Origin of the sequence: Specibacter sp. NPDC078709, assembly GCF_040686795.1 — a bacterium.
Lineage (GTDB): Bacteria > Actinomycetota > Actinomycetes > Actinomycetales > Micrococcaceae > Specibacter.
This window is the reverse complement of sequence record NZ_JBFBLU010000003.1, coordinates 390018-411083: the sequence shown is the minus strand read 5'-3', so window position 1 is coordinate 411083 and position 21066 is coordinate 390018. Positions and strand designations below refer to the sequence as shown.

Below are 21066 nucleotides of genomic sequence, written 5' to 3'. Positions count from 1 at the left end.
CTTGGGGGAGAGCCCGAACGCTATTGCCGGGCCCGGACGGAGTGGGGGCGCCATGAAACCTCGATTTGGATACGGCCCGGTGATAGTAGGGCTGCTACCGGAACAAGATCCTGCAGTGCTGAATCAGGCCGCCGCCTTGGCAGGGGCTCTCGGTGCTGAATTGATTGGTGCCTATGTTGATCCGGGCAGCTACCTGATTGAGTGGGACCCCAGCGGAAATGTCAGGGGCCAGTCTCTGGAAAGGGCGCTTGATCCGGACGACGAAGCCGCCAGTGCCGTGCGGGAACTGGGGCCGATTCTAGAGGAATTGGCGTTACGATATGGGCTGAAGCACAGCTTTCGTGTCCTGGGCGGGGAACCCAGCCTAGCGCTGGGACGTCTGGCGGATGCTACTGAGGCGGCAGCTATTGTTGTCGGGGCCCGCCGACCGGGGCTGCTGGCTGGCGTCAATGAGGTGCTTACCGGATCAGTGGTCCGCAAGTTGCTGGCCACACAGTCCGTCCCCGTACTGGCCATTCCACGTGTTGATGCGCGCTCTCCACTGCACGGCTGAGGCCGCGGAATGCCCGCGTGACGGATATTCTCGGCGGTGCGAGAATGCCTGTATGCGCACCTTCTTGGAGACTGAACGGCTTCTGCTCCGGCAATTCACCCCCGACGACGCCGATCTGCTGGTGGAACTGGACGGGGATCCGCGCGTGATGTGGTTTATCACCGGAGGCGCCCCCACGCCCCGGCCGGAGATAGAAGGCGAGGTCCTCCCGGCGTTTCTCGACTACTACCAGCGCCTTCCCGGCTACGGGTTCTGGGCCGCGCTCGAGAAGACGACCGGAAAATTCCTTGGCTGGTTCCACTTCCGGCCAGCCCCCGGTGATCCACAGGACCAACCGGAACTGGGCTACCGGCTCCGTCACGCGGCCTGGGGAAAAGGGTACGCGACGGAAGGAAGTCGAGCACTGATCGCCAAGGGGTACACCGAATTCGGGGTGCAACGGGTTGTCGCCTCCACCATGGCAGTCAACACAGCCTCGCGACGGGTGCTGGAGAATTCCGGAATGCGCCTCGTGCGGACCTTCGTCGCCGACTGGCCGGTATCGATTCCGGGCGATGAGCACGGCGACGTCGAGTACGCGATCACCCGAGATGAATGGGAGGCTGACTGTTCCCGCCCGAGCCCCCAACGGCCGCCGGCACCGGCCGATTCCACATAGGGCATCGCTGGATTGCCGGTCCGCCACGTGGCGGTCTGCCGGGTAGGGGTATTCCCGTGGACAGCAGGGGCTGGCCCGTCACCGTGCGCGGGGAAGTTCCAGAGGTTCCCGGCTTGTTCATTGTTGGACTGCCATTCCAGTTCGGGTTGACGTCCACTCTGTTGGGCGGTGTGGGGCGGGACGCCGCTCATATTGCCGGGCGCATAGCAGTGCGGGACGGTCAGCGTTCAGCAGCCACCACGGCAGCCAGATGAGCCAGACCCTTTTCAAAGTCACCGCCCACCAGCTTGTCCATATTCATGAACAAGGCAAACACCCGCCCAAAGCCTTTGTTTTCACCCGTCATGGTCCAGACGACGGTGGTTCCGTGACCGTCGGGGGCAAAGGTGAACGTGGTGGGGTTGACCGCTTTCATGGGCTTGGTAAATTCCAGCCGAATCGCAATCCGGGAGGGCTGCACCGCTTCAACAATCTCCATGGTGCCGGCGCCTGCTTTGCCGTTGCCCTTCCACGCATATTTGGCTCCCACGCCCTCCACAGGACCGGAATACGTCCGTTGCATGGACGGGTCTATTGCCTCCCACGGCGACCAATTGCGCCACCCTCTGAATCCGATGACGTGCGGGTAGATGTCTGCTGCCGGGGCGGGGATGAAGGCGCTGCGGGAAACACTAAAAGTGGACATGGGGACAGCCTATGCCTCAGCACGCACCAAGTCTTCAAGGAGCCGCACAATTTCGTTCGGCGCCGACAAGGCATTGAGCTAAGGTCGCAAGCTCGGCGGCCCGGGCAGCATGCCGCGGATCGGCCATGATCGCGGCAATGGCGCGGGCAAGTCGGGCCACCGTGGGCGTGCCGGTGCGCAAATCGATGCCAGCCCCGGAATAGGCCACCCGGGCTGCAATCTCCGGCTTGTCAATGTCCCCTCCGGTAACGATCAGCGGGACGCCGTGAGAGAGGGCGGCCAGCACCCCGCCCCAGCCGCCGTTGGTGATCATGAGGGAAACGTGCGGGAGCAGAGCTTCATAGGGAATCAAGTCCGTTACATGGGCGTTGCCGGCCAACGGCAGGCCCACATCGGTATGGCCCGCCCTGCCCGTGACGGCCACAGCCTGCACGTCCAGGGGGCCAGGGCGGCCAAGGCTGGCCGGATCAGCTCGGCTGGGCCAACGTTTAGCGTCCCCTGGGTGATGTGGACCAGCGGCCGCGGGGCAGTCAGCACCGCGTCCCACCACGGCGGTGGGTCCCAGTTCTCCACGGGGGTCTTGTGCACTATCTCCACATAACGGATGTGCGCCGGGCACTCCGGCCGGGGATAATCCATTTCCGGAGTGCCAAGGACACAGATCGGTGCCGGTGAGAACCAGGCCGTGTCGAGCCGGATGCGTGAGGGCGGCAGGCCGGCGTCGTGCCTGGTTTGGTTGTAGGAACTGTGGAGCGGGCGGGTCAACAGCGTGTAGGGACCGCGGGCCTTTGCTCCCCGCTGAGGCCGGAAAGGTGGCGGCTAGGTTGAATTCGTCAAAGTCGAGGGCGTGCTCCCACCCCAGCCAGATAGCCACTGCGGGGTGCACCCCGTCCTGATACGCCTTGCCCGTATAGACCCGGACCTCGTGCCCGGCTCGCACGAGGGCGGCGACTACCGGCAGCACCGAGGCGAGGTGCCCGGCAAAAGGGCATGACTGCCACCATGACGCGCATGGGCTTGGTTCCGGCTGGCTTCTGAAGGACCGGGCCGGCTACTCGTCGGGCCCCTCGGCTGCCGCCTGGGAATGCATCCGGATCTCCGGCAGGTCAACGCCGTCCTTGCCCTCGGCGGCGGTTTCGCTGTGTTCGCGGGGGTTGCCCGCCTCGCGTTCGGCCGGTGTTGTCTGTGGGGCGACGGGGATTGTTGAGTTGTTCATGATGCGTGCCTTCCCTCGTGCCGGGCGGCAACTGGGCGCCGCGCGGCCTCACCTTCATTGTGATCCCTTCCCGGAGGTTTGTCATGAGGTTCAGCGGCGGCGGGCAAGCGGCGCAAGGTCCCATTCGTCGTCGGACATTTTCAGGACCGCGGCGGCGACCATCAGTGTGCACAGGGTGGTCAGGCCCCAGCCGAGGGTCAGGTCCAGCAGCCGGCTGGGGATGACGACGGCGGCGATGAAGTGCACGGGCTGGGAGGCGATGAGCGCGATCCAGACCCAAGGCTTCACCACTTTTGCCTTGCCCAGGGCCACCGCCAGGATGATCATGCCCGCGAGGTGGCCGAACAGCCAGAAGATGCCGGCGGCGGCGTTGACGGGGTCGTCAATGATCAGCGCATTGATGTGCACAATGGCTGCCGCGTCAAAGCCGTTGTTGCCCAGCAGGTTTGTCAGATAGTCGGTGCTGGCGGTGTTGGTGGTGCCCACCCAGGACACGAACAATAGGCCTGACCCCAGCGTTGCCAGGACGGGGGCGCTTCGGCGGGCAACGAATCCCAGGGCTAGGGCGCCCAGCAGCAGTGCCGGCATCAGGAGCAGGCCCATCCAGTTCAGCACGGCGATGGAGCCGGGGTTGGCCAGTACGTTGTCCACGATGGTCTCGGGTGACTGGTCCGTCCAGTACGGCATGATGCCCCGCCCGATCGTGACGCCCAGCGGGCCCAGCGGGATCAGCACCGCGGCGCCGATGCGCCAGAACCGGCGCAGGTCCCGGACCGGCGGAACAGCAGTCTGGGTGGTGTTCAATGCTTGAGTGCGGCTCATGGCGGGCTCCTGCCAATCGTGGGTGCCGGCCACTTTGACCGGTGCCTTAAGCGTGGTCCGGCGGGCGGCAGTGCAGTAGGTGGCTGGCACCGGACAATGTCTCCGTGGCAGTACTGAAGACGGCGGGACGGGTGCGGGAATACACTGAAATATGCGGCGGCTGCGGGCTGAACCAGTGGGCATCGTGGTGGTTTCCCTCGGGGTGGCAGCCATGGGATTTTTGCTGCCTGCATTGGCAACGGGCCGGCCGCCGGAACTGTGGCCTGCCCTCTCCGCGGCTGCCGGTCTACCGTCCCTAGTGCTGGGTGTGGTGCTGCTGTGGCTGCGCCCGAACAACCGGACCGGGCTGCTTCTGGCACTCGCCGGGATGGTCGCCCTGCTGCTGGCTGGCATTGACAACTACCTGCAGGCTGCCCAGGTCCTGCAGGCTGCAGGCACCGGCAGCCTTCCCATCAGCGGCATCGCCGTCGCAGCCGTCCAGGGAAGCTGGATGCTGTACTACCTTCCGTGGGCCTGGCTGCTGCTGGTGTTTCCCGGCGGTGCTCCCACCCACCGCATTGACCTGGTCCTGGCGGCAGCCCTGCCGGCCATAGTGCTCCTGTTTGCCGTGCTGGCGGCGCTGGGCCCCGTGGTTTCGCCACTTCCCGGGGTGAGCCGGGATGCGGCACTCGTGCCGGGGGCGGATGTGGCGGCCGTGGCGTTGCTGCCGCTCTTTTTCGCGTCCCTGTTGGCCAGCGTGGTTCGATTTGCCGTCAGGTTCGGCCGCGCACCCGCGGCGCAGAGGGTGCAGATGCGGTGGCTGGCCGCCGCGGGGGTGCTGGTTCCGGCCACCTTGCTGCTGTGTTGGGCAGGCTACTTACTGGGCGGTTCCTCGGATGTTGTGGTGGTGGGGCTGTGGCTGATCTACCTGCTCCTTCCCGCGCTGGTGGTTGTCGCCGTGCTGCGTGCCGAACTTTTTGACGTTGACCGGGTGCTTGCTGCAGGGCTTGTTGGGACTGGACTTGGTGCCGTCGCACTGGCGGCGCTGGCGGCCATTGGAGGCTGGGCCGGTGCGGCACTGGGGCAGGAATCTACCGCGGCCACGGCTGCTGCCACTGCTGTCATGGTGCTGGTGCTGCTGCCGGTGCACAAGATGCTGGTGCGTTGGGTGGACAGGCGGCTTTTCCCCAAACGGTGGCTGATCATGGAGTCTGTTGCTGGCCTTGAGCGAGACGTGTATGCCGGACGGGCCCGCCCCGAAGACCTGGAAGCGAGGCTGCGGGCCGTCCTGTCGGAGCCGCGCTTGGAGATTGGCCATGTGCTCCCTGGCACTGGCGAGGTGGTCAATGCCAGGGGTGGGGCCATGACGCCAGACCCGGCAGCAACGGCCGTTGTAGTGGCGGGCCAGGCCGTGGGATTCTTGGGACAGGTTCCCGAACTGGGGAACCTGCGAGCGCCCGACAAGGAGGTCATGGCTGCGCTTGCCAGGCCCATGGAGCTGGTGCGGCTGCGTCTGGAGCTGTCCATGGCCTTGGCCGAGGTCGAAGCCAGCCGGGCCCGGATCCTGGCAGCGGGCTACGTGGAGCGCCAGCGGCTGGAGCGCGACCTGCATGACGGCGCCCAGCAGCGGCTCGTGACCCTGGGCATGTCGCTGCGCCTGGCCCAGCGCCATCTTGGGGCCGGCAATCAGCAATTACGAGGTGTCATGGATGCGGCAGTGGCGGAATTGGGCACGGTGGTGGCGGAGATCCGCCAACTGGCCCACGGGATCCGCCCCGGCAGCTTGGACGCCGGCCTTCCTGCAGCCTTGGAACAGCTGTGCCACACAGCACCCTTCCGCGTAGACCTCGAACTCCGACCGGCCGGGAACCCGGCGGACGTCATTCCAGAGCTGGTGGGCACCACCGCGTACTTTGTTGCCAGCGAAGCCGTGGCCAACGCCGCAAAATATGCCGAGGCCAGCAGGATTGCCGTCCGTCTGGAGCACGGCGGGGGCATGATCCGCATCGGTGTGCGCGACAACGGAGGCGGGGGCGCCGTCGCACGCATCGGCGGGGGACTGGCAGGACTGATGGACAGGGTGGCGGCGCAGGGCGGCACCCTGCGGGTGGTCAGCCCGGCTGGCCGCGGCACACTGGTGGAGGCGCAACTGCCATGCGTTTAGTCATTGCCGAGGATTCGGCGCTTTTCCGGGACGGACTCGCCCGGCTGTTGGCGGACGCGGGCCACGACATCGTCGCTGCCGTGCCCGACGCCGTCGCCGCCCTTGCTGCCATCCGCGCCCATGCCCCGGACCTGGCCATCCTCGACATCCGGATGCCGCCGGACTGCTCCGACGACGGCGCCCGTCTGGCGGTCACCGCTCGGGTTGAGTTCCCACACATGGGCCTTGTGCTGTTGTCCCAACACGTCCAGGCGCGCCTGTCGGCAGAACTGGTGGGGGCGGGGAGCTTCGCTTACCTGCTCAAGGACAGGGTCCTTGACATTGATGAGTTCCTTGACGTCCTGGAACGAGTCCGCGCCGGCGGCTCCGCACTCGACCCGGAAGTGGTTGCCCGGCTGCTGGGCGCCCGCCGGGCAGACAGCAGGCTGGCCCAGCTCACGCCTCGGGAACACCAGGTGATTGCCCTCATGGCGGAAGGCCTCACCAACACGGGGATAGCGCACAGGATGTGGCTGACGCCGCGAACCGTTGAAACCCACGTCGGCAACATCCTGGCCAAGTTGGAACTGCCGCTGGGTGCCGACGACCACCGCCGCGTCCTTGCCGTCATCGCTTACCTGGACACCCATGGTGCCGACCACGCCTGAGCGTGGCAGGCTGGCTACATAGGACAGACTGCCTGCATAGGACAGACTGGAAACATGGAGAACATCTTGGACAGCACGGTGGGCCGCTGGCGTAGGGAGTTGCGCGGGACGTTCAGCAACAATTCGCCCACCGTCCCGCAGTGGGAGCTTGACCTGGAAAAGGGCGACGACGGAGGGTACTTTGGGCCCGGATCGGCGGCCTGGGCGGTGCACGGCTCCATGACGACGCTCGTGGCCGGGATCCAGTCGCTGCTCATCCAGGCGCTGCACCCGGGTGCGCTCGCAGGGGTCCATGACCATTCCAACTACCGTGCTGACCCGCTGGGGCGGCTGGCCGGGACCATCCGCTGGATCTTCACCGTCAGTTACGGCGACACCGCCGCTGCCCGGGCGGCCTCGGAGAAGGTTCTGCGCATCCACGAATACATCCGCGGGAGCTACACCACCAACGCCGGTGCGGAGCGCCCCTACACTGCCAATGATCCGGACCTGCTGCGCTGGGTCCACCTCGCCTTCACCCAGGCATTCCTGGGCACCCACCGGGCCTTCGGGTCATCCATCCCGGGCGGGGCCGACGCCTATGTTGCCGACTGGGCCGTGGCCGGGGCGCTCATGCGCGTGGACAACCCGCCCACCACGGTGGCCGAAATGGAGGCACAGCTGGCCGCCTTCCTCCCCGAGCTGCGCCACGACGAGCGCGTGGCCGAAACCATCGCCTTCATCAAGGACCCGCCGCTGCCGCGCTCGCAGCAGGCCGGGTACAAGGTGCTCTTCGCCGCCGCCGTGGCGTCCCTGCCACCGGACTACCGGGAACTGCTCCGGCTTGCGGCGCCGTCCCTTGGCCCGGTGCCGCTGCCGGTGACGGTGCCGGCGAAAGCCGTGCTCGGCGTCGTGCGCTGGAGTTTGGGATCTCCGGGACCCAGTGAGGCCGCGGCCCGTGCGCGCCGGATGCGGCTGGGAGTGGAGGCGGCTCCCAGCAAGCGCGGCTAGGATATTCACGGCGCCTTTTGCCGACTCTCTGTCACCAACTAGCCAAGGACTGCACCCAGCCCATGACACCCCGCACTTTTTACCGCGCATTGTCCATCGCCGAGGCCGTCACCTGGACGCTGCTGATTGCCGGAATGATCATGAAGTACGCGCTGAAGGTGGGGGACTGGCCCGTCACGGTGGGCGGTTTTGCGCACGGCTTGGTGTTCATCGCCTACGTGACCACGGCCGTTTTGGTGGGGCTGAACCAGCGCTGGCGCCCCCGGCTGATCGTGGGTGCGGCGCTGACAGCGTTTGTCCCGTACCTGACCATCCCCTTTGACAGGCGGCTGGAAAAGCAGGGCAGGCTCGACGGCGGCTGGCGCACCTCCGCGACCAGTCACCCGGGCGACGGTCACTGGATCCAGGTGGTGCTGCGCTGGATGCTGAACCGCCCGGTGCTGTTGAGCGTGCTGTTTGTGGTGTTTGTTGGCGGAATCATGGCCACCATGATGTTCGTTGGCCCTCCCGGCGGCCGCGCGTAACTTTTCTTTAGTCGGTTTCGGCCGCGTTCTGGCGGAACCCCACGAGCCGTGCCTGCAAGTCCCAATAGGGGGTGGCCGGCGGCAGTGGCGAACCGTCGCGCAGCGCATTGACAGCTTCGACGGCGGCGTCCACTGCCCTGCGGTACGGCAAGGAACCGGAACTGATGCGCCGGACACCCAACGTACCGAGCTCGGCCACCGTCAGTGTGGGATGTGCCAGGACGTTCACCGGCAGGCTAGTTCCGGCGGTGACGGCCTGAATGTCTTCCGCACGGGCGAGTCCGGGTACGAAAATCCCGTCTGCCCCGGCCACTTCGTAGTGGCGGGCGCGGGACAGAACCTGGTCAACCGTGGCCTGTTCGGAGACTCAGAAGTTGTCCACGCGCGCATTGATGAACACGTCCGGGTTGCGGTGTTTCACGGTGCTGATCTTGACGGCGGCGGCAGCCGGATCCACCAGGTGCCCGTCGGTGCTGTCTTCCAGGTTGATCCCGGAAACACCCAAGGATGCCAGCTCGGCAACAAGGTCAGCGACGTCGGCCGGGTCATCGGAGTATCCGTCCTCAATGTCGGCGGTGACGTGGACGTCCATGTGGCTCAGTTCGGCAACCAGGGTGATGGTGGCCTGCTTGCTGGAGCGGCCGCCGTCGGGCATTCCTGCGCTGGCGGCAATGCCGAAACTGGTGGTGCCCACCGCCGGGTAGCCCGCAGCCGCGAAGGCCATGGCCGAGCCCACGTCCCAGGCATTGGGCAGCACCAGCGGGGCAGTGCCGTGATGGAGTTCCCGAAAAGTGGCCATGATCATTCCTGTCCTATTCGTTGGCGGCGTAGGGGTTCACTGTCCTGCCGGCGAACGGCGTGAACCACTGTGAAAAGTCGAGGTTGACGATCCTGAGCTGGGCGTAGTCCGGGTTGCTGCTGATCCCGTCCATGGCGGGGTCGTACAGGAATTCGTGATCCAGATCCTCAAAGAGGGAATCTTCCAGGGAACCGCGCCAGTCCTCGGGCAGCTCCAGAGACGGGAGCAGCTCTGGCAGAATTTCCACGCCGTCCAGGACCAGCCGGAGCGCAAGCTCCTGCGCCACACAGCTCGGCGCGGTGAAGGAGGAAGCGAAGGCGGTGCCCAAATCGAGTGCCACGGCCAGGAACCTTTGTGCGAACAGTGGCCCGTAACTGGCACTGTGCAAGGGAGGCAGGCTGCTCAGTTGCATGGTCTCATCGATGGCGTCGGGTGCCTCGCGGAGCACTGAAATGTCGTCAAAGAGTTCATCGATCAACGACTCGTAGGCCCAGTGGATGGCACCACGGAGCATCGTGGCCCCATACAGTGAATTGGCGCGGGCATCGGGATCGCCCTCGTCCGCGTCATACCCCAGCCGTTCCAGATTCAGGCCCGGCAGCTTGTCGGCATCGGCAAAAATTTTCTCCAGCCAGTCTTCCTCACTGTCCAGCCCCTCGCCGGACGCCAGGGCATCCGTCCCGGCATCCTCCTGGTCCTCAGTGTCGTTGTCCGCAGCAAAGTCCTCCGCGCCCGAGTCGTCGCCGGCATCGCCTTCCGGACCCTCCACCCACATGGTGGCGCCCACCGCCATGACACCAGGAATGCCGCCGACCACGTCGGAGGGCTCCACCAGCATCATGAGTGCGGCGTCGGGTCCTTCACCGGCTTGCTCCAACATGGCGGCCTGTGTTTCCGGATTGTCGCCGGCGTTCTCTTTCGCCCATGAGCGGGCATGGTCCTGTACCGCCCCGGCGTCGGTGAATTCGAGGTCCAGTTCAAGGTGCAGCCGTGCTGTGCGGGTTGTCTCCATGCACGAAATCCTATCCCGCAACCGTGCCGTCGCCGCCCAGCCCGCCACCCTGTCAGCCGGACCGTCGCGGCTTCCCGCTGGCGGGGCGGGTGGCCAGGCGGGACAGGTCCATGCGGTTGGTGGCCCCGGTTTTGCGCAGCATGTTTGAGATATGTGAGCTGACGGTCTTCTCGCTGACAACCAGGGACCGGGCAATCTCGCCATAGGTGCGCCCGGCGACCACATGGTCAAGAATCTCTCGTTCCCGGGGCGTCAATCCGGGCAGCACTTCGTAAAGAGACCGCACAGCATCCTCCGGGTGACTCGTGTCGATGCGGGCGCTGGCGGCCAGTTTCTCGAGCTGGTCCTTGAGTGGAAGGGCCTGCAGCCCTTCGGCCAGCTCAAGCCCGCGGCGCAGCCACAGGGCGGCAGCTGTGCGCTGGGTGTGGCTACGCAGCAGCATGGATTCCGCGGCCTGCCAGCAGCAATAGGCTTCCTCCCAGAGGAACGAGACCGAGTGGAAGGCGTCGGCGGCCGCGGCCCACTGGACGGCGTTGCCGGGCTCTGCCCTCGCACGTCCGACTTCCGCAGCGTACAAGTGGTTGAAAGCGGCCAGCTGCGCCCGGTACAGGGGTGAGTTGTAGCCCTCGTCGGAAACGACCTGTGGGAACCGCGTCTTCAGGTCCTCGAGCAGGGCAAACAGCTCCGCGGTGGGATTCCCGGCGTCCTGGGCCAGCCCGATCCTGTCGGCGAGGGCCCGGGCGGCCAACGGGATCAACCACTCACACATGGTTGGCGGCGCGCCGTCTGTGCAGGACCCTTTCATGGCTGCCGCATAGGCGGCAGCCTGGTTCCCTCCGGCAAGGAGTACCTCGGCACGGACGGCGTCAAAACTCAGGTTCAGGAATGCCACGTTGGCGGCGTACAGTTCTTCCGCGCGGGCCAGGTGCGCCTCCGCCTCATCCTGTCTGCCTTGCCAGGCTGCGAGCCTGGCCGCCACGAGGCGGGTATCGACGTCGGCCATGACCCCGGGGTCGCTGCCCAGTGCAAGGCGGAGCGCTGTGGCGCAGTCACGCCAGCGCCCAACAGCCAAATAGCTGCCGGCCTCGATGGCGGCCAGTTTGGCGACATAGGTGTGCGGGGCGCCAAGATCGAGAAGTTGCTGACGCCCGGTGCGCATGAGCTCGGCAAACGCCACGCTTGACCAGCAGTCTGTGGCGTTGGCCAGCCACATGGTGGCATGGACGAAGGCCCAGAAGTCGCGGGCCTGCACAGCTGCCTGCAGGCCCCCCGCCGCAAAATCGATGGCTTCCGGGGCCCGGTCCGCAAAAACCGCGGCCATGGCGTTCGCCGTCAATGCGTAGCTCAATGCGCGCTGATTCCCGGCGGCCGCGGCTATGGCGAGCGCCTGCCTGGCGCAGGCTGCAGCCTCGGGATCGTCATGCCACAGACCGGAATGGGCGAGCTCGGCAAGCGCCAGCCCGTGCTGCCAACTGTCGGGCTCGACGGCAGCCAGCAGCACTGCCCTGCGTGCATCCTCCACGGGGAGAAAGGCCTTGCCTGTTGAAAAGCGCAGGAGGCTGCGGCGCACCAAAAGTTCAGCCTCGGCCAAAGGCCCGGAACCGCCGTCGGGCAGGGCAAGAAGAGCCTCCACCGCTTCAAGTTCCTCCTCCAGAGAGCCGGTTTCTTCGGCCGCGGCGCGCAGCCGTGACCACAGATCAGCAAAACTCTCCTGCGCTTCTGGAACGCTGCTACGCAAGTCGAGGGCGCGGCGGAGAAGGCGCAGCATTTCAGCCGCTCCGCCAACTTTTCCGGCGGCAGCCGAGGCGCGCAACGCCGCATAGAACGCGTCTTCGGCGTGGCCTGCTGCGTAGTGGTGGTCGGCCAAGGCTGCCAGCGACTGGAAGTTCGGATGTGCCAGCCCGGCCAGCTGGTCCTCGTAGTGTTGGGCAAACGCCGCATGCCAGCGCCGGCGCTGATCACCATCCAGTTCCTGCAGGAGAGCTTCGGCAATCATTGGATGGTGAAACCACCAAAGGGTGGCGTCGGGGCCGCAATCCAAGATGCCAGCCGCGGCGCTTTCGTGCAGGAGCTTCAACGCTCCGCCGGACAGCATTGCAGCAGGGTCCACGGCAGGCATCAGGGCCGCCAGATCCTGTGCCCCGATGGGGCGCCCGCCCACAGCAATGAGCTGGGTCAGCGTCTGGGCACCGGGGGACAGTGCCACCCACGAACGCAGCACAGCGACCTTCAAGTCTGCAGGCAGTGCGCTGGGCAGATGGCGTGAGCCGGTGCGCACATCGGCAACAACCAACCGGTTGAGATACGCGTTTCCGCCCGTGTGGTTGAAGACGTCCTGGACCAGGCTTTGGTGCGGGGCGCCACCCATCAGGCCCGCCAACTGGAACCCGGTGTTGAGCCGGTCCAGGGGGCCCAGCGCCATCCAATCCACGCGCGGCAGGCGGCGGATGTCAGCGAGCCAGCGCAGCAAACGGTTCCCCACACCAGACTCGCCGCTCCGTAGGGTGGCAATGAGGGCCAGGCGCCTGTCGGGTGGGCCGGCGATCAGGTACATCAGCACATCCAGGGTGCTGAGGTCCGCCCAGTGGAGGTCGTCGATGACAAGCACCACGGGACGGAGGGGACACAGCTGATCCAGCCACGCGTCAATGATGACGGGGACGTCCGGGTGGGCCTGGCTGGAAATGATGTCCGTGGGGTGTTCCACTCCGTCAACCTGCGGCGCGTTCCGGAATGCAGCCCGCAGCGCCAGGAAGGGCACCGTCATGGAGGCCAGGGGCAAGGCGGCACCTGAGAAGATCCACGGTGCCGAGCCGGCGGCGCGGCAGGCTCGTTGCACCAGGGCGGTCTTGCCCACGCCAGCGTCACCGGAGATGACAAGGCTTCCGGCGGATCCGGCGGCCGCAGCGTCGAGAAACGTCTTGAGGGCAGCTTGTTCCTTCGCCCGCCCGACGAGCCCGGCCCCGGCTGTTCCCACGATTCCCTCCACGCCTCATTTTCCCACGAAGCACGCTCTGGTGTCCGGAAAATCTGAGGATAGAAATGGGCTTTCTCAGGGGTCTCCCCGGATGCCGGGAGAGCGCTTCGCGGGGCACTGTTGAAGTACGAGAAATACCCCGCCAAGGAGGCAGCATCATGAACAAATCGCATCAGGGGCGCCGATGGGCCGGAGCAGCCGTTGCAGCACTACTGCTGGCCACCACCATGGCGGCACCGGCCTCGGCCCGGCTGGATCCAGACGGCACCCCGCTCAACAACACGCAGCAGGTGTTCCCGCAATGTCCGCTACAACGGATTGGCCAGCAGCTTGTCCACTGCGACAGTCTCACAGGGGGCGGAGTGCCTGCCCCGTCCTGGGTGCCGGAGCAATAGCAAGCAACCCCGTGGAAATCTTCGGATACCGCGGCACCTTCGGTCACGCACGGCACCAGCAGATCTGATGTGCTCAGGTCCGCTGGTGCCGTGCGTTTTGTGGAAGCCGAGCCGATGGTGATGCCAGAAGAGCTCAAAATCTGGAGCCGAGGGAGAGCTTTCTGGCCGGCGGTGACAATAAAAATGAAATATTGGGGATTATTTCAATTCAGACTGGATTTATGCGGAGATTCTGTTGTAGTTTATCTAGTAGTCCCCGACGAGTTGTCCGGGATGTCCGCGTGCAACTGAAGGGAGGTCATGATGTTTGCAAATATCAAGTCCGGAATTATCGGATCTCATCATGCCTTTACTGGCACGCCCGACAACCGCTGGCACATCTAACCACTGTCACAGCGTAGGGCCGCCACCGCAAGGCGTTCGGCCAGTGCCGCATTTATGCAGCAAGCTTCGGACCGATGATCCAGGTCATTCACCGCTACCACAGCCAGTAATTCTCTGCACCTCACATGCGTTGTGAGGGCTGAAACTGATGCTTCTGCGGGAACCCATAATGTCCCGGTCCGATAAATTCGTACAAAACAAATCGCGCATTTTTGTACTCTTATGATGCCATTTTTCGTTTATTCAATAAAAGAAAAGAAGGCTTTATTTGTCGCGCCCCAATATGTCCACTTATTCACATCCAGCGTCGAAAGGAGGTGCCATCATGAACCCCAAGCCCACGAAGTCTTCCATCAAGAGGATCTTCTTTACGCCCGTGGATCAACAAAAGTTCAACCAGCTTCGCGAACGTCAGTATCGCGAGATCGTTCGAGTTGACCTCTTCAATATCCGGTAGTCTCCGCTGCTCCTCAAGCGGTGCCGGAGCCGGCGACGGCACCCCACTGAAAGGAGGCTCCGAAATGACCATTACGCATTTCGATCACCTCATCGTCCGCCTAGGCGCCCCTTGCCCTGGCGCAGGGCATCGTGCCCCTGCTGGACACCGTGAACAGCCCGTGCTGATATGCACGGGCTGTTTCGTTTAAGGGTCGCGCTGGAACTCAAGGAGCAAAGCGAGCATTTCGCCGTCGTACTGCGGTCAACCCCGCTACCTGATAGTTGAAGCTACAAGTAAAGGGTGTATCTTTAAGCTATTAGGCACAGTGCTGTAGCTGGCCACTACCCAAGGAGTTTGAATGAACACCACCCTACGCGATGTGCGATCACCCGGCTGGAACACCACCGATACTCCTGAGGCGATGGTCCTTTTCCTGCATGGTTTCGGTTCCAATGAGCGCGATCTCACGCAGTTGGCACCGGCCCTGGGGCTGGAGCTGCCGTGGGCTTCCCTGCGGGCACCTCTGGAGGTGGGCAATGGGGGAGCGGCGTGGTTCTCCATTACCACCCCCGGAAATCCCGACGCCGCCCCGGTGGAAGTAGCCACTGAAGCGATTTGGGCCTGGATTGATGAAAACGTGAACTCGGAAACTCGCATTGTTCCCATCGGTTTCTCGCAAGGCGGGCTCATGGCCAGCCAGCTGTTGCGTACCCGGCCGCAGCGTGTGGTGGCGCCGGTGGTGTTGGGCGGATTTGTTTTGGGTGCCGCGCAGCCGGGGGACAGTCAGCTGATTGAACGACGCCCGGCACTGTTCTGGGGGCGTGGAGCCGAGGACCGGGTTATCGCACCGATTGCCATCACGCGCAGTAGCGAGTATTTGCCGCAGCACACCTCGCTGACCGAGCACGTTTATCCGGGGCTGGCGCATGGGATCAACGCGGCCGAACTCAGTGATGTCCGCGACTTCATCACCCTTGAAGTCGGTGCCCATGGGGTGGTCTCGGCATGAGTGGCACCAAGCCGTTTGAGATCGGCATCTTCACTTTTGGTGAGCTGACCAGCGATGCCCATGGCCAACCCATCGACGCTATGACACGCACGCGCGACATCCTTGAGTGGGCCCGCGTAGCAGATGAGGCCGGGCTGGATGTATTCGGAGTGGGCGAGCACCACCGTGAAGACTTTGCAGTCTCCTCACCCGCTGTGGTGTTGGCGGCTGCCGCCGCGCAAACCAAGAACATCCGCCTCACCAGCACCGTCACGGTGCTCTCCAGCTCTGACCCCGTTCGTGTCTTTGAAGACTTTGCAACACTGGACCTCATCAGTGGCGGACGTGCGGAGATCACCGCGGGCCGGGGCGCCTATGTGGAATCCTTCCCGCTGTTCGGCCAGAAGTTGGAGCGGTATGACGAATATTTTGAGGACCGGCTCGATCTGCTGCTGCGCATTCGCGAGGAAAACCCCATCACATGGAATGGCACCACGCGTGCGCCGCTGACGGACGCCGGCGTCTGGCCGCGGCCGGTGCAGGCTCAACTGCCCATCTGGGCTGCTGTCGGCGGTACGCCCTCTTCTGTCGAGCGAGCTGGCCGGCTGGGCATGCCGTTGTATCTGGCAATCTTGGGTGCCCCTGAACGATTTGGGGCGCTGGCGCAGTTGTATCGACGTGCGGCACAAGAGGCTGGCAGGGAGCCGGGGCAGATCGGTGTCACCTCGCACTTCTACGTTGAGGAAACGTCCCAAGGCGCCAAGGACACGTTCTTCCCGCACTATTCCTCCTACATTGAGCAAAACATGCCACGCGCTGGCAGGATGGACCGGGCCAGTTTTGACGCTTGGTCCGGATCTCGCGGCGCACTCTTCGCGGGAAGTCCGACCGAAATTGTGGACAAGATCCTGTGGGAGCATGAGGTCTTAGGTCACACACGTTTCCTCGCTCAGGTGGGATTGGGTGGTTTGTCGCAAACTGCAACCCTGCGTTCCATTGAACTCTTGGCTACCGAAGTCCTGCCCGCCGTGCGAGCCGCGCTGAAACAATAAGGTTCTGGCCCGCCATAACCGCACCATGGCGCCTACGCTGGTGAGGCAGTCAATAGCGGAAGACGCAAACGGTGGTGGAGGAGTGACCCATGGACGTGCTCGAATTCCGTGACGGCCGCGCATGGCATTCCTGGTTGCAAACCCAGCACGCGCAACACAGTGAAGCGTGGTTGCGCATAGCCAAGCGTCATGCAGCACTGGAGCTCATCTCTATTGTTGACGCGGGCGACGTGGGACTTTGCTTTGGCTGGATTGATGGCCAGCGAAAGTCCTACGACGAGCTGTCCTTTGTGCAGCGTTACTCGCCCCGGCGGGCAGGCAGTCCGTGGTCGCAGGTCAACGTGGCTCGGGTTGAATCGCTCCTGGCGGCTGGCCGCATGCACCCGGCGGGCTTGGCGGAAATTGAGCAGGCCACAGCAGATGGCCGGTGGAGCGGGGCCTATGCCCCGCAGCGAACTGCTCAGCCGCCCGCCCAATTGCTCGCGAACCTGGCCCTGAACCCAACTGCGCTCTCCGCTTTCGAGGAGCTGCCACGCTCGGAGCGGTACCTGCTGATGCTGCCGCTGCTGAAGGGCTATACGCCCAAGACTAAGGAGCGCGCCCTTGCCCGCATCATGTCCACTCTCTCCCGCCCCTGATATGTGAAGTCCGACGGCGTTGCTCTCACCTGCGCGGCTAGGTCCCCGCTGGCAAAAGGTGATTCGGGAGCCTGTTTCCGGGCACCCGGCCACGGATTTCAAGGAGGTCCTTGGCGTGGGCGTGCAGCCGTTTGTCCTCCTCAGACACGGGGACCCACGGCGGCACCGGAACCGAATTCCCCGCGTGATCACGAGTCACCATGACGGTCAGGCATGAGGTGGTCAGGTTCATCTCACGGTCCTTGGGATCCCCGGAGCGGACGTGGACGGCGATGTGCATGCCCTTGTTTCCCGTGTAAACCAGCCGGGCCTCGACCTCCACCACGTGGCCGATCAGCAACGGCCGGTAGAAGCGAATGCCGCCGGAAAACACGGCCACGGTGTCCGTGCCGCAATACCGGCTTGCGCACAGGTAGGCGGCCTCATCGATCCACTTCATGACTATTCCGCCGTGAACCTTGCCGCCCCAGTTCACATCCGTGGGGGCTGCGAGGAAGCGTAGGACCACGCGTTCGGCCGTTCCCGCGTCGGTGTATTCCTGGACCTTCATGGATTCCACAATTTCTTCCCGGACGCTAACGCGGTCCAGGGCGTCATCGCGGTGATGGATATCCTGGGCTGTGACCGGCTCAAACGGTGTCACGGGGATGGGCTTGCCGTCCTCGCCCACGGCCACAAAGATGACGATGCACTGGCTGCGCATGGTGGGGGTTCCGCCACGTGGATCGCCTGAGGAGACCACGGTTTTGATGTGCATTGAGGAACGTCCGGTGTACACAACGGTGGCCTCAACTTCCACCATGTCGCCGCTGTTGACGGGATCCGCAAAGTGGATATTACCCACATAAGCTGTCACACAGTAGGACTTGGCCCAGCCCACAGCGGTGGCGTAGGCAGCCTTATCAACCCACTCCAGGACGGTGCCGGCGTCCACGGATCCGCTGTGGCCAACGTCGGTGGGGGCAGCAAGGAAACGAAGGGTAACGGAATTTGCGGGGGACTCATTCATAGGACGACTCTATTGAACGGTTCAAGTGGTCTCGAGATGGCCTGTCTCATAGGCTTGTTCGCTCGTCATAATGCCGTGCTGTCGGAACCATCTCGATAGAGCCTAGGCCACCGGCCTCGGCCGAGATGAGCGTTGCTTTTTGCGAGCAAGAGGCGTCATGCCTGCCGTAGTCTTCGAAGAGTCCAAGACATTTCCGGCCCTCCGGGATGTGGAAAAACTTGTTCCAGACCCCCATCACTTCGGTGCCTGGAGCACGGTATTTTCCAGCTACCCGGCTTCGCCTCAAACTAGTGTTAACACGGGGCGGCTTGGCCTTGTTATGCTCGGCGAGTGATTATCCGAGCGATCGATCTCGTGGATGTCTTCGTGTACCTGGTGGTGCTCGGGGCTTTCACCCAGCTGTTCCCGCAGGTCATTTCCGAATCATTCCTGCTGGCGCTCCTGACAGCAATCCTGCTCAAGGTCGTCCTCGATTTAGTGTTGTGGGTCAAGAAGAACATCGTTGGGCGGATCAAGACCACTAAGAGTGCAAGTGTTCGAGTCATTAATGTTGCGGCCCTGCTGTTGGTGCTCCCGGGTAGCAAGTTTGTGGTTCTGGAACTGGTTGCCTTGGTTTTCGGTGATGCCGTTCAGCTTGGGGGCTTCTTCCAAGTGACCGCTCTGATCATCGTCCTCATGCTTGCCCGTGGCGGGATGAGACGTTTGTGCCCTAGCGCTGTTGCCTAGCCTGTGACAGGCCGGGAACGCGCTATCAAGTTGCGGGCCAAAAGGGCAACGAATACTGCTAAACAGAGGATTGCGCCGATCGCCAGCGTCGCAGTAATACCCGTGTGAGTGGGGTGTAGATCAGGGGCCATATTCGCTGCGAGTACCGCCCCGGCCACCGCGGTGCCAAAGGAACTTCCCACTGTGCGCAGTACTTGATTGAAACTTACCGAGCTGCCAAGCTCTTCAGCGGCCACGCTGCGGGCGATCAGCGCCGGCATGGCGGCATAGCTGGCGCCCATGCCCAGGCCCAAGACCAACATCCCAATGAGGATCTGCCATAGTTCAGTGTGGGCAAACCAGAGCAGCATTCCGGCGACCGTCATGGCAGCTGTGCCGATGGGTAACAGCGTCGCCAGATGAATTCGATGTGAGAAGCGACGTACCAATCGGTTCGCGCTAAAGCTTCCCACCGAGAGCGGGAACATGACGAAGCCAGCCCAGAAAACTGGCATCGCGAGGCCGTAGCCGGTAGTGGCGGGGGCTTGTGCGATGAGGCTTGAAATTGACAGGCCAATGTACATTGCGGCGCCCAGCCCCACTGCGGTGCAGTTAGCCAGCATCACCTCGCCGTTTTTTAGCACGTGGAGGTTGATCAACGGGTGGTCACTGCGTAGTTCAAGTCGAGCCCACGCGGTCAGGGTGATTGCCGCGAGAATGAATGCGCCAAGGGTCCACGGAGAAACCCATCCCCAATTGGGGCCTTCACCAATACCCAGCAGAAGGGCGCCCAAACCTAAACCGAGGAGGGCTGCTCCGGTGAAATCGAAGGGAGTACTTGTGGCTTGAGTATCAGTCCCTTCTGGCATAAGGCGGTGGACAACGATGATGGCCGTGACCACAAACAAAGCGGCAAACCAGAACGCGATCCTGAAGTCGAAGAGTCCAGCGATGATGCCGGTCAGGGGATAGCCGATTCCGATTCCAGTGGATACTGTCACAGACAAACTAGAGATGGCGGCCTGCGCTGACTTGGCCGGAACGTAGCGCCGGGCCAGGGCAATGGTCACCGGAACGATCCCGTAGGTCAGGCCTTGCAGTGCCCGCCCGATTAGAAAGATGGTGAAGTTTGCTGCCGTCGCCGCGATGAGGGATCCGATGAGGATGATGAGCAAGGACACCAGCAGCAGCCGCTTCTTGTGTGGACCGTCGCTGAGCCGGCCCATGACCGGCGTCGCAATGGCGCCAACCAAGAGATTGACAGTCAGCATCCACTGCGCCGTGCTGACTGAGACATCCATCTCGCGGGAGATGGTGGGTACCAGCAACATGCCCAGCGAACTCACGATCGCCGTCGAAAGTGCAGCGTAGATGAGAGCCGGAACTAGGCGGGAACGCGCGTTAGTCAACGGCCGGCTCCGCGCCAAGCTTCTTCAAGATCGGGATCACTGTTTCGAGCGTCTTCTGCTCCTCGAGCGTCAACTTTTCGGTGATGGCTTGGCCCAGCCAGCCCTCACCCGCCAACGTTTCTTTGCCCAGCCGCTGAGATCCCGCCTCCGTGATTTCGATCCAGGCTCGACGGCGGTCCTCCTCATCTGGGACCCGCACCACAAATGCCAAGCGTTCAAGCTCCCGCGCGGCAAGTGAAATCCCTTGGGGACTGACGCGTATGGCTGTGGCTAATTCCGAGGTTGTCGCTCGCCCATGCAGCGCCAGATGCCGCAGTACCCCAATCTTTCCTGCGGAGATGGTGCGTTCGCTGGTGAGGCGTCGCAGCAGTGGGTGGAGTGCTTCGAAGAAGGCTCGTGTCATGAGTGGGTCGGTCATGAGACGATCCTACAAGCTACTTGATCAAGTTCCTTGTCGAATTCCTGGAATGTGTCGAATCAGTCATGATCGACGTCGGTCGTTTCGCGTTGCGCTTCACTGGGGTGGTTGGTGAGATTTCCAGTGGCTTTATGGCCTTTAGTGCGGTGCGAATCCTTGCAGGGGTTAATGAGAAGACTTCAAGTCGTTTCAAAAGTGCCCATCCCTGCACTGGCTCAACATGCTTCATTGGGCCCGAGCCGGTTTCTCCGCCCGGCGGGAAGAATGCGGGTATGGAGAAGATTCGATAGGCTCCGCTGAGCCATCAGTACTGGGTGATCCGTGCCGAAGCCAGTCCAAAGCGTCAGGGGTGAGGAAATAGATATGTCGACGGAGAGCCCGATAGTTTTCACCGGCGATGCGGTCTGTCTCTTCCGCTACGAGAGCAAACCCCGCATCCGGGCCTTGAGCGACGCTCTGTGCGAGGCCGCAACCCAGAGCGAGCCACAGGTAGGGCGCGGATGGTGAGTTGTCCGACGTCGTGTTTGGGTATATCGGGTAGATCAGCAAAGGGAATCGTCTGGCATTAGGGTGATCGGGCCACCAGTTCCTTTATGATCTCGT

At 63.5% G+C, this 21066-nt stretch carries 22 protein-coding genes and 1 pseudogene; 13 read left to right on the top strand and 10 right to left on the bottom strand.

Translation table 11 applies throughout. From position 1 onward, the window contains the following. The first annotated feature begins 52 nt into the window (after positions 1–52). Genes AB0P14_RS08530 through AB0P14_RS08520 form a run of 3 tightly spaced genes read left to right on the top strand, consistent with a single transcriptional unit; the run spans position 53 to position 1465 of the window. Positions 53–553, top strand: coding sequence for a universal stress protein (locus AB0P14_RS08530; RefSeq protein ID WP_363840328.1), 501 nt, complete (start codon positions 53–55; stop codon positions 551–553). Between the two features lie 52 nt (positions 554–605). Continuing rightward, a complete protein-coding gene (locus AB0P14_RS08525; protein WP_363840325.1) occupies positions 606–1211 on the top strand; it encodes a GNAT family N-acetyltransferase in 606 nt (201 codons plus the stop codon). Positions 1212–1267: 56 nt separating this feature from the next. Then, a complete protein-coding gene (locus AB0P14_RS08520; RefSeq protein ID WP_363840323.1) occupies positions 1268–1465 on the top strand; it encodes a hypothetical protein in 198 nt (65 codons plus the stop codon). On the opposite strand, the gene AB0P14_RS08515 is transcribed toward AB0P14_RS08520, so the two are convergent. The 4 genes from AB0P14_RS08515 to AB0P14_RS08500 form a co-directional block, all read right to left on the bottom strand. After that, a complete protein-coding gene (locus AB0P14_RS08515) occupies positions 1432–1896 on the bottom strand; it encodes an SRPBCC family protein (protein WP_363840320.1) in 465 nt (154 codons plus the stop codon). The two genes, AB0P14_RS08520 and AB0P14_RS08515, sit on opposite strands and share 34 nt — an antisense overlap. A gap of 34 nt (positions 1897–1930) precedes the next feature. After that, entirely contained in the window at positions 1931–2860 is a 930-nt protein-coding gene (locus AB0P14_RS08510; RefSeq protein WP_363840317.1) for a nucleotide disphospho-sugar-binding domain-containing protein, read from the bottom strand. 87 nt (positions 2861–2947) lie between these two features. Further along, positions 2948–3112: a hypothetical protein gene (locus AB0P14_RS08505; protein ID WP_363840314.1), complete on the bottom strand. Its 165-nt coding sequence runs from the start codon at positions 3110–3112 to the stop codon at positions 2948–2950. A gap of 90 nt (positions 3113–3202) precedes the next feature. After that, positions 3203–3934 (bottom strand): hypothetical protein, encoded by a 732-nt coding sequence (locus AB0P14_RS08500; RefSeq protein WP_363840311.1) that lies wholly within the window; start codon positions 3932–3934, stop codon positions 3203–3205. A gap of 151 nt (positions 3935–4085) precedes the next feature. On the opposite strand from AB0P14_RS08500, the gene AB0P14_RS08495 reads away from it, so the two are divergent. The 4 genes from AB0P14_RS08495 (at position 4086) to AB0P14_RS08480 (ending at position 8238) form a co-directional block, all read left to right on the top strand. Then, positions 4086–6077 carry a histidine kinase gene (locus tag AB0P14_RS08495; protein ID WP_363840309.1) on the top strand — a complete coding sequence of 664 codons (1992 nt, stop codon included), beginning with the start codon at positions 4086–4088 and terminating at the stop codon, positions 6075–6077. Next, positions 6068–6724 (top strand): response regulator transcription factor, encoded by a 657-nt coding sequence (locus tag AB0P14_RS08490; RefSeq protein WP_363840306.1) that lies wholly within the window; start codon positions 6068–6070, stop codon positions 6722–6724. Before AB0P14_RS08495 ends, AB0P14_RS08490 begins: the two co-directional genes overlap by 10 nt. Positions 6725–6778: 54 nt before the next feature. Next, positions 6779–7714: an oxygenase MpaB family protein gene (locus AB0P14_RS08485; RefSeq protein ID WP_363840303.1), complete on the top strand. Its 936-nt coding sequence runs from the start codon at positions 6779–6781 to the stop codon at positions 7712–7714. Positions 7715–7776: 62 nt separating this feature from the next. Further along, positions 7777–8238 (top strand): DUF3817 domain-containing protein, encoded by a 462-nt coding sequence (locus AB0P14_RS08480; protein WP_363840300.1) that lies wholly within the window; start codon positions 7777–7779, stop codon positions 8236–8238. A 7-nt stretch (positions 8239–8245) separates the two neighbouring features. Here AB0P14_RS08480 and AB0P14_RS08475 read toward each other — a convergent pair. The 3 genes and pseudogenes from AB0P14_RS08475 to AB0P14_RS08465 all read right to left on the bottom strand — a co-directional run bounded on the left by AB0P14_RS08475 (position 8246) and on the right by AB0P14_RS08465 (position 13038). Beyond that, positions 8246–9037: pseudogene (locus tag AB0P14_RS08475) on the bottom strand (isocitrate lyase/phosphoenolpyruvate mutase family protein). 13 nt (positions 9038–9050) lie between these two features. Continuing rightward, complete coding sequence (locus AB0P14_RS08470; protein ID WP_363840297.1) at positions 9051–10049, bottom strand: hypothetical protein; 999 nt, start codon at positions 10047–10049, stop codon at positions 9051–9053. 52 nt (positions 10050–10101) lie between these two features. After that, positions 10102–13038 carry an AAA family ATPase gene (locus tag AB0P14_RS08465; RefSeq protein ID WP_363840294.1) on the bottom strand — a complete coding sequence of 979 codons (2937 nt, stop codon included), beginning with the start codon at positions 13036–13038 and terminating at the stop codon, positions 10102–10104. A 146-nt stretch (positions 13039–13184) separates the two neighbouring features. On the opposite strand from AB0P14_RS08465, the gene AB0P14_RS08460 reads away from it, so the two are divergent. From AB0P14_RS08460 to AB0P14_RS08440, 5 genes are all read left to right on the top strand, one after another. Then, the gene (locus AB0P14_RS08460) at positions 13185–13421 is read left to right on the top strand and encodes a hypothetical protein (protein WP_363840292.1); all 237 of its coding nucleotides are present in this window, start codon (positions 13185–13187) and stop codon (positions 13419–13421) included. A 709-nt stretch (positions 13422–14130) separates the two neighbouring features. After that, positions 14131–14262, top strand: coding sequence for a hypothetical protein (locus tag AB0P14_RS08455; protein ID WP_363840289.1), 132 nt, complete (start codon positions 14131–14133; stop codon positions 14260–14262). Between the two features lie 340 nt (positions 14263–14602). Next, positions 14603–15253, top strand: coding sequence for an alpha/beta fold hydrolase (locus AB0P14_RS08450; RefSeq protein WP_363840286.1), 651 nt, complete (start codon positions 14603–14605; stop codon positions 15251–15253). Beyond that, on the top strand, positions 15250–16284 hold the full coding sequence (locus AB0P14_RS08445) for an LLM class flavin-dependent oxidoreductase (protein ID WP_363840283.1): 1035 nt from the start codon (positions 15250–15252) through the stop codon (positions 16282–16284). The genes AB0P14_RS08450 and AB0P14_RS08445 overlap by 4 nt, the downstream gene beginning before the upstream one ends. An 89-nt stretch (positions 16285–16373) precedes the next feature. Continuing rightward, positions 16374–16922 (top strand): YdeI/OmpD-associated family protein, encoded by a 549-nt coding sequence (locus tag AB0P14_RS08440; RefSeq protein ID WP_363840280.1) that lies wholly within the window; start codon positions 16374–16376, stop codon positions 16920–16922. Positions 16923–16959: 37 nt separating this feature from the next. Here AB0P14_RS08440 and AB0P14_RS08435 read toward each other — a convergent pair whose 3' ends face one another. Further along, positions 16960–17931 (bottom strand): hotdog domain-containing protein, encoded by a 972-nt coding sequence (locus AB0P14_RS08435; RefSeq protein WP_363840277.1) that lies wholly within the window; start codon positions 17929–17931, stop codon positions 16960–16962. Between the two features lie 330 nt (positions 17932–18261). Between AB0P14_RS08435 and AB0P14_RS08430 the strand changes: the two genes are divergently transcribed. Then, entirely contained in the window at positions 18262–18657 is a 396-nt protein-coding gene (locus tag AB0P14_RS08430; protein WP_363840274.1) for a hypothetical protein, read from the top strand. Here AB0P14_RS08430 and AB0P14_RS08425 read toward each other — a convergent pair. Both AB0P14_RS08425 and AB0P14_RS08420 read right to left on the bottom strand, forming a co-directional pair. Continuing rightward, on the bottom strand, positions 18654–20045 hold the full coding sequence (locus tag AB0P14_RS08425) for an MFS transporter (protein ID WP_363840271.1): 1392 nt from the start codon (positions 20043–20045) through the stop codon (positions 18654–18656). The genes AB0P14_RS08430 and AB0P14_RS08425 overlap by 4 nt on opposite strands. Next, entirely contained in the window at positions 20038–20463 is a 426-nt protein-coding gene (locus AB0P14_RS08420; protein ID WP_363840269.1) for a MarR family transcriptional regulator, read from the bottom strand. Before AB0P14_RS08420 ends, AB0P14_RS08425 begins: the two co-directional genes overlap by 8 nt. Positions 20464–21066 lie beyond the last annotated feature (603 nt).

Coding starts and splice junctions, on each gene's coding strand:
- AB0P14_RS08530 (WP_363840328.1), top strand. CDS start 53: ATGAAACCTCGATTTGGATACGGCCCGGTGATAGTAGGGCTGCTACCG.
- AB0P14_RS08525 (WP_363840325.1), top strand. CDS start 606: ATGCGCACCTTCTTGGAGACTGAACGGCTTCTGCTCCGGCAATTCACC.
- AB0P14_RS08515 (WP_363840320.1), bottom strand. CDS start 1,896: ATGTCCACTTTTAGTGTTTCCCGCAGCGCCTTCATCCCCGCCCCGGCA.
- AB0P14_RS08505 (WP_363840314.1), bottom strand. CDS start 3,112: ATGAACAACTCAACAATCCCCGTCGCCCCACAGACAACACCGGCCGAA.
- AB0P14_RS08500 (WP_363840311.1), bottom strand. CDS start 3,934: ATGAGCCGCACTCAAGCATTGAACACCACCCAGACTGCTGTTCCGCCG.
- AB0P14_RS08495 (WP_363840309.1), top strand. CDS start 4,086: ATGCGGCGGCTGCGGGCTGAACCAGTGGGCATCGTGGTGGTTTCCCTC.
- AB0P14_RS08490 (WP_363840306.1), top strand. CDS start 6,068: ATGCGTTTAGTCATTGCCGAGGATTCGGCGCTTTTCCGGGACGGACTC.
- AB0P14_RS08485 (WP_363840303.1), top strand. CDS start 6,779: ATGGAGAACATCTTGGACAGCACGGTGGGCCGCTGGCGTAGGGAGTTG.
- AB0P14_RS08480 (WP_363840300.1), top strand. CDS start 7,777: ATGACACCCCGCACTTTTTACCGCGCATTGTCCATCGCCGAGGCCGTC.
- AB0P14_RS08470 (WP_363840297.1), bottom strand. CDS start 10,049: ATGGAGACAACCCGCACAGCACGGCTGCACCTTGAACTGGACCTCGAA.
- AB0P14_RS08460 (WP_363840292.1), top strand. CDS start 13,185: ATGAACAAATCGCATCAGGGGCGCCGATGGGCCGGAGCAGCCGTTGCA.
- AB0P14_RS08455 (WP_363840289.1), top strand. CDS start 14,131: ATGAACCCCAAGCCCACGAAGTCTTCCATCAAGAGGATCTTCTTTACG.
- AB0P14_RS08450 (WP_363840286.1), top strand. CDS start 14,603: ATGAACACCACCCTACGCGATGTGCGATCACCCGGCTGGAACACCACC.
- AB0P14_RS08445 (WP_363840283.1), top strand. CDS start 15,250: ATGAGTGGCACCAAGCCGTTTGAGATCGGCATCTTCACTTTTGGTGAG.
- AB0P14_RS08440 (WP_363840280.1), top strand. CDS start 16,374: ATGGACGTGCTCGAATTCCGTGACGGCCGCGCATGGCATTCCTGGTTG.
- AB0P14_RS08435 (WP_363840277.1), bottom strand. CDS start 17,931: ATGAATGAGTCCCCCGCAAATTCCGTTACCCTTCGTTTCCTTGCTGCC.
- AB0P14_RS08420 (WP_363840269.1), bottom strand. CDS start 20,463: ATGACCGACCCACTCATGACACGAGCCTTCTTCGAAGCACTCCACCCA.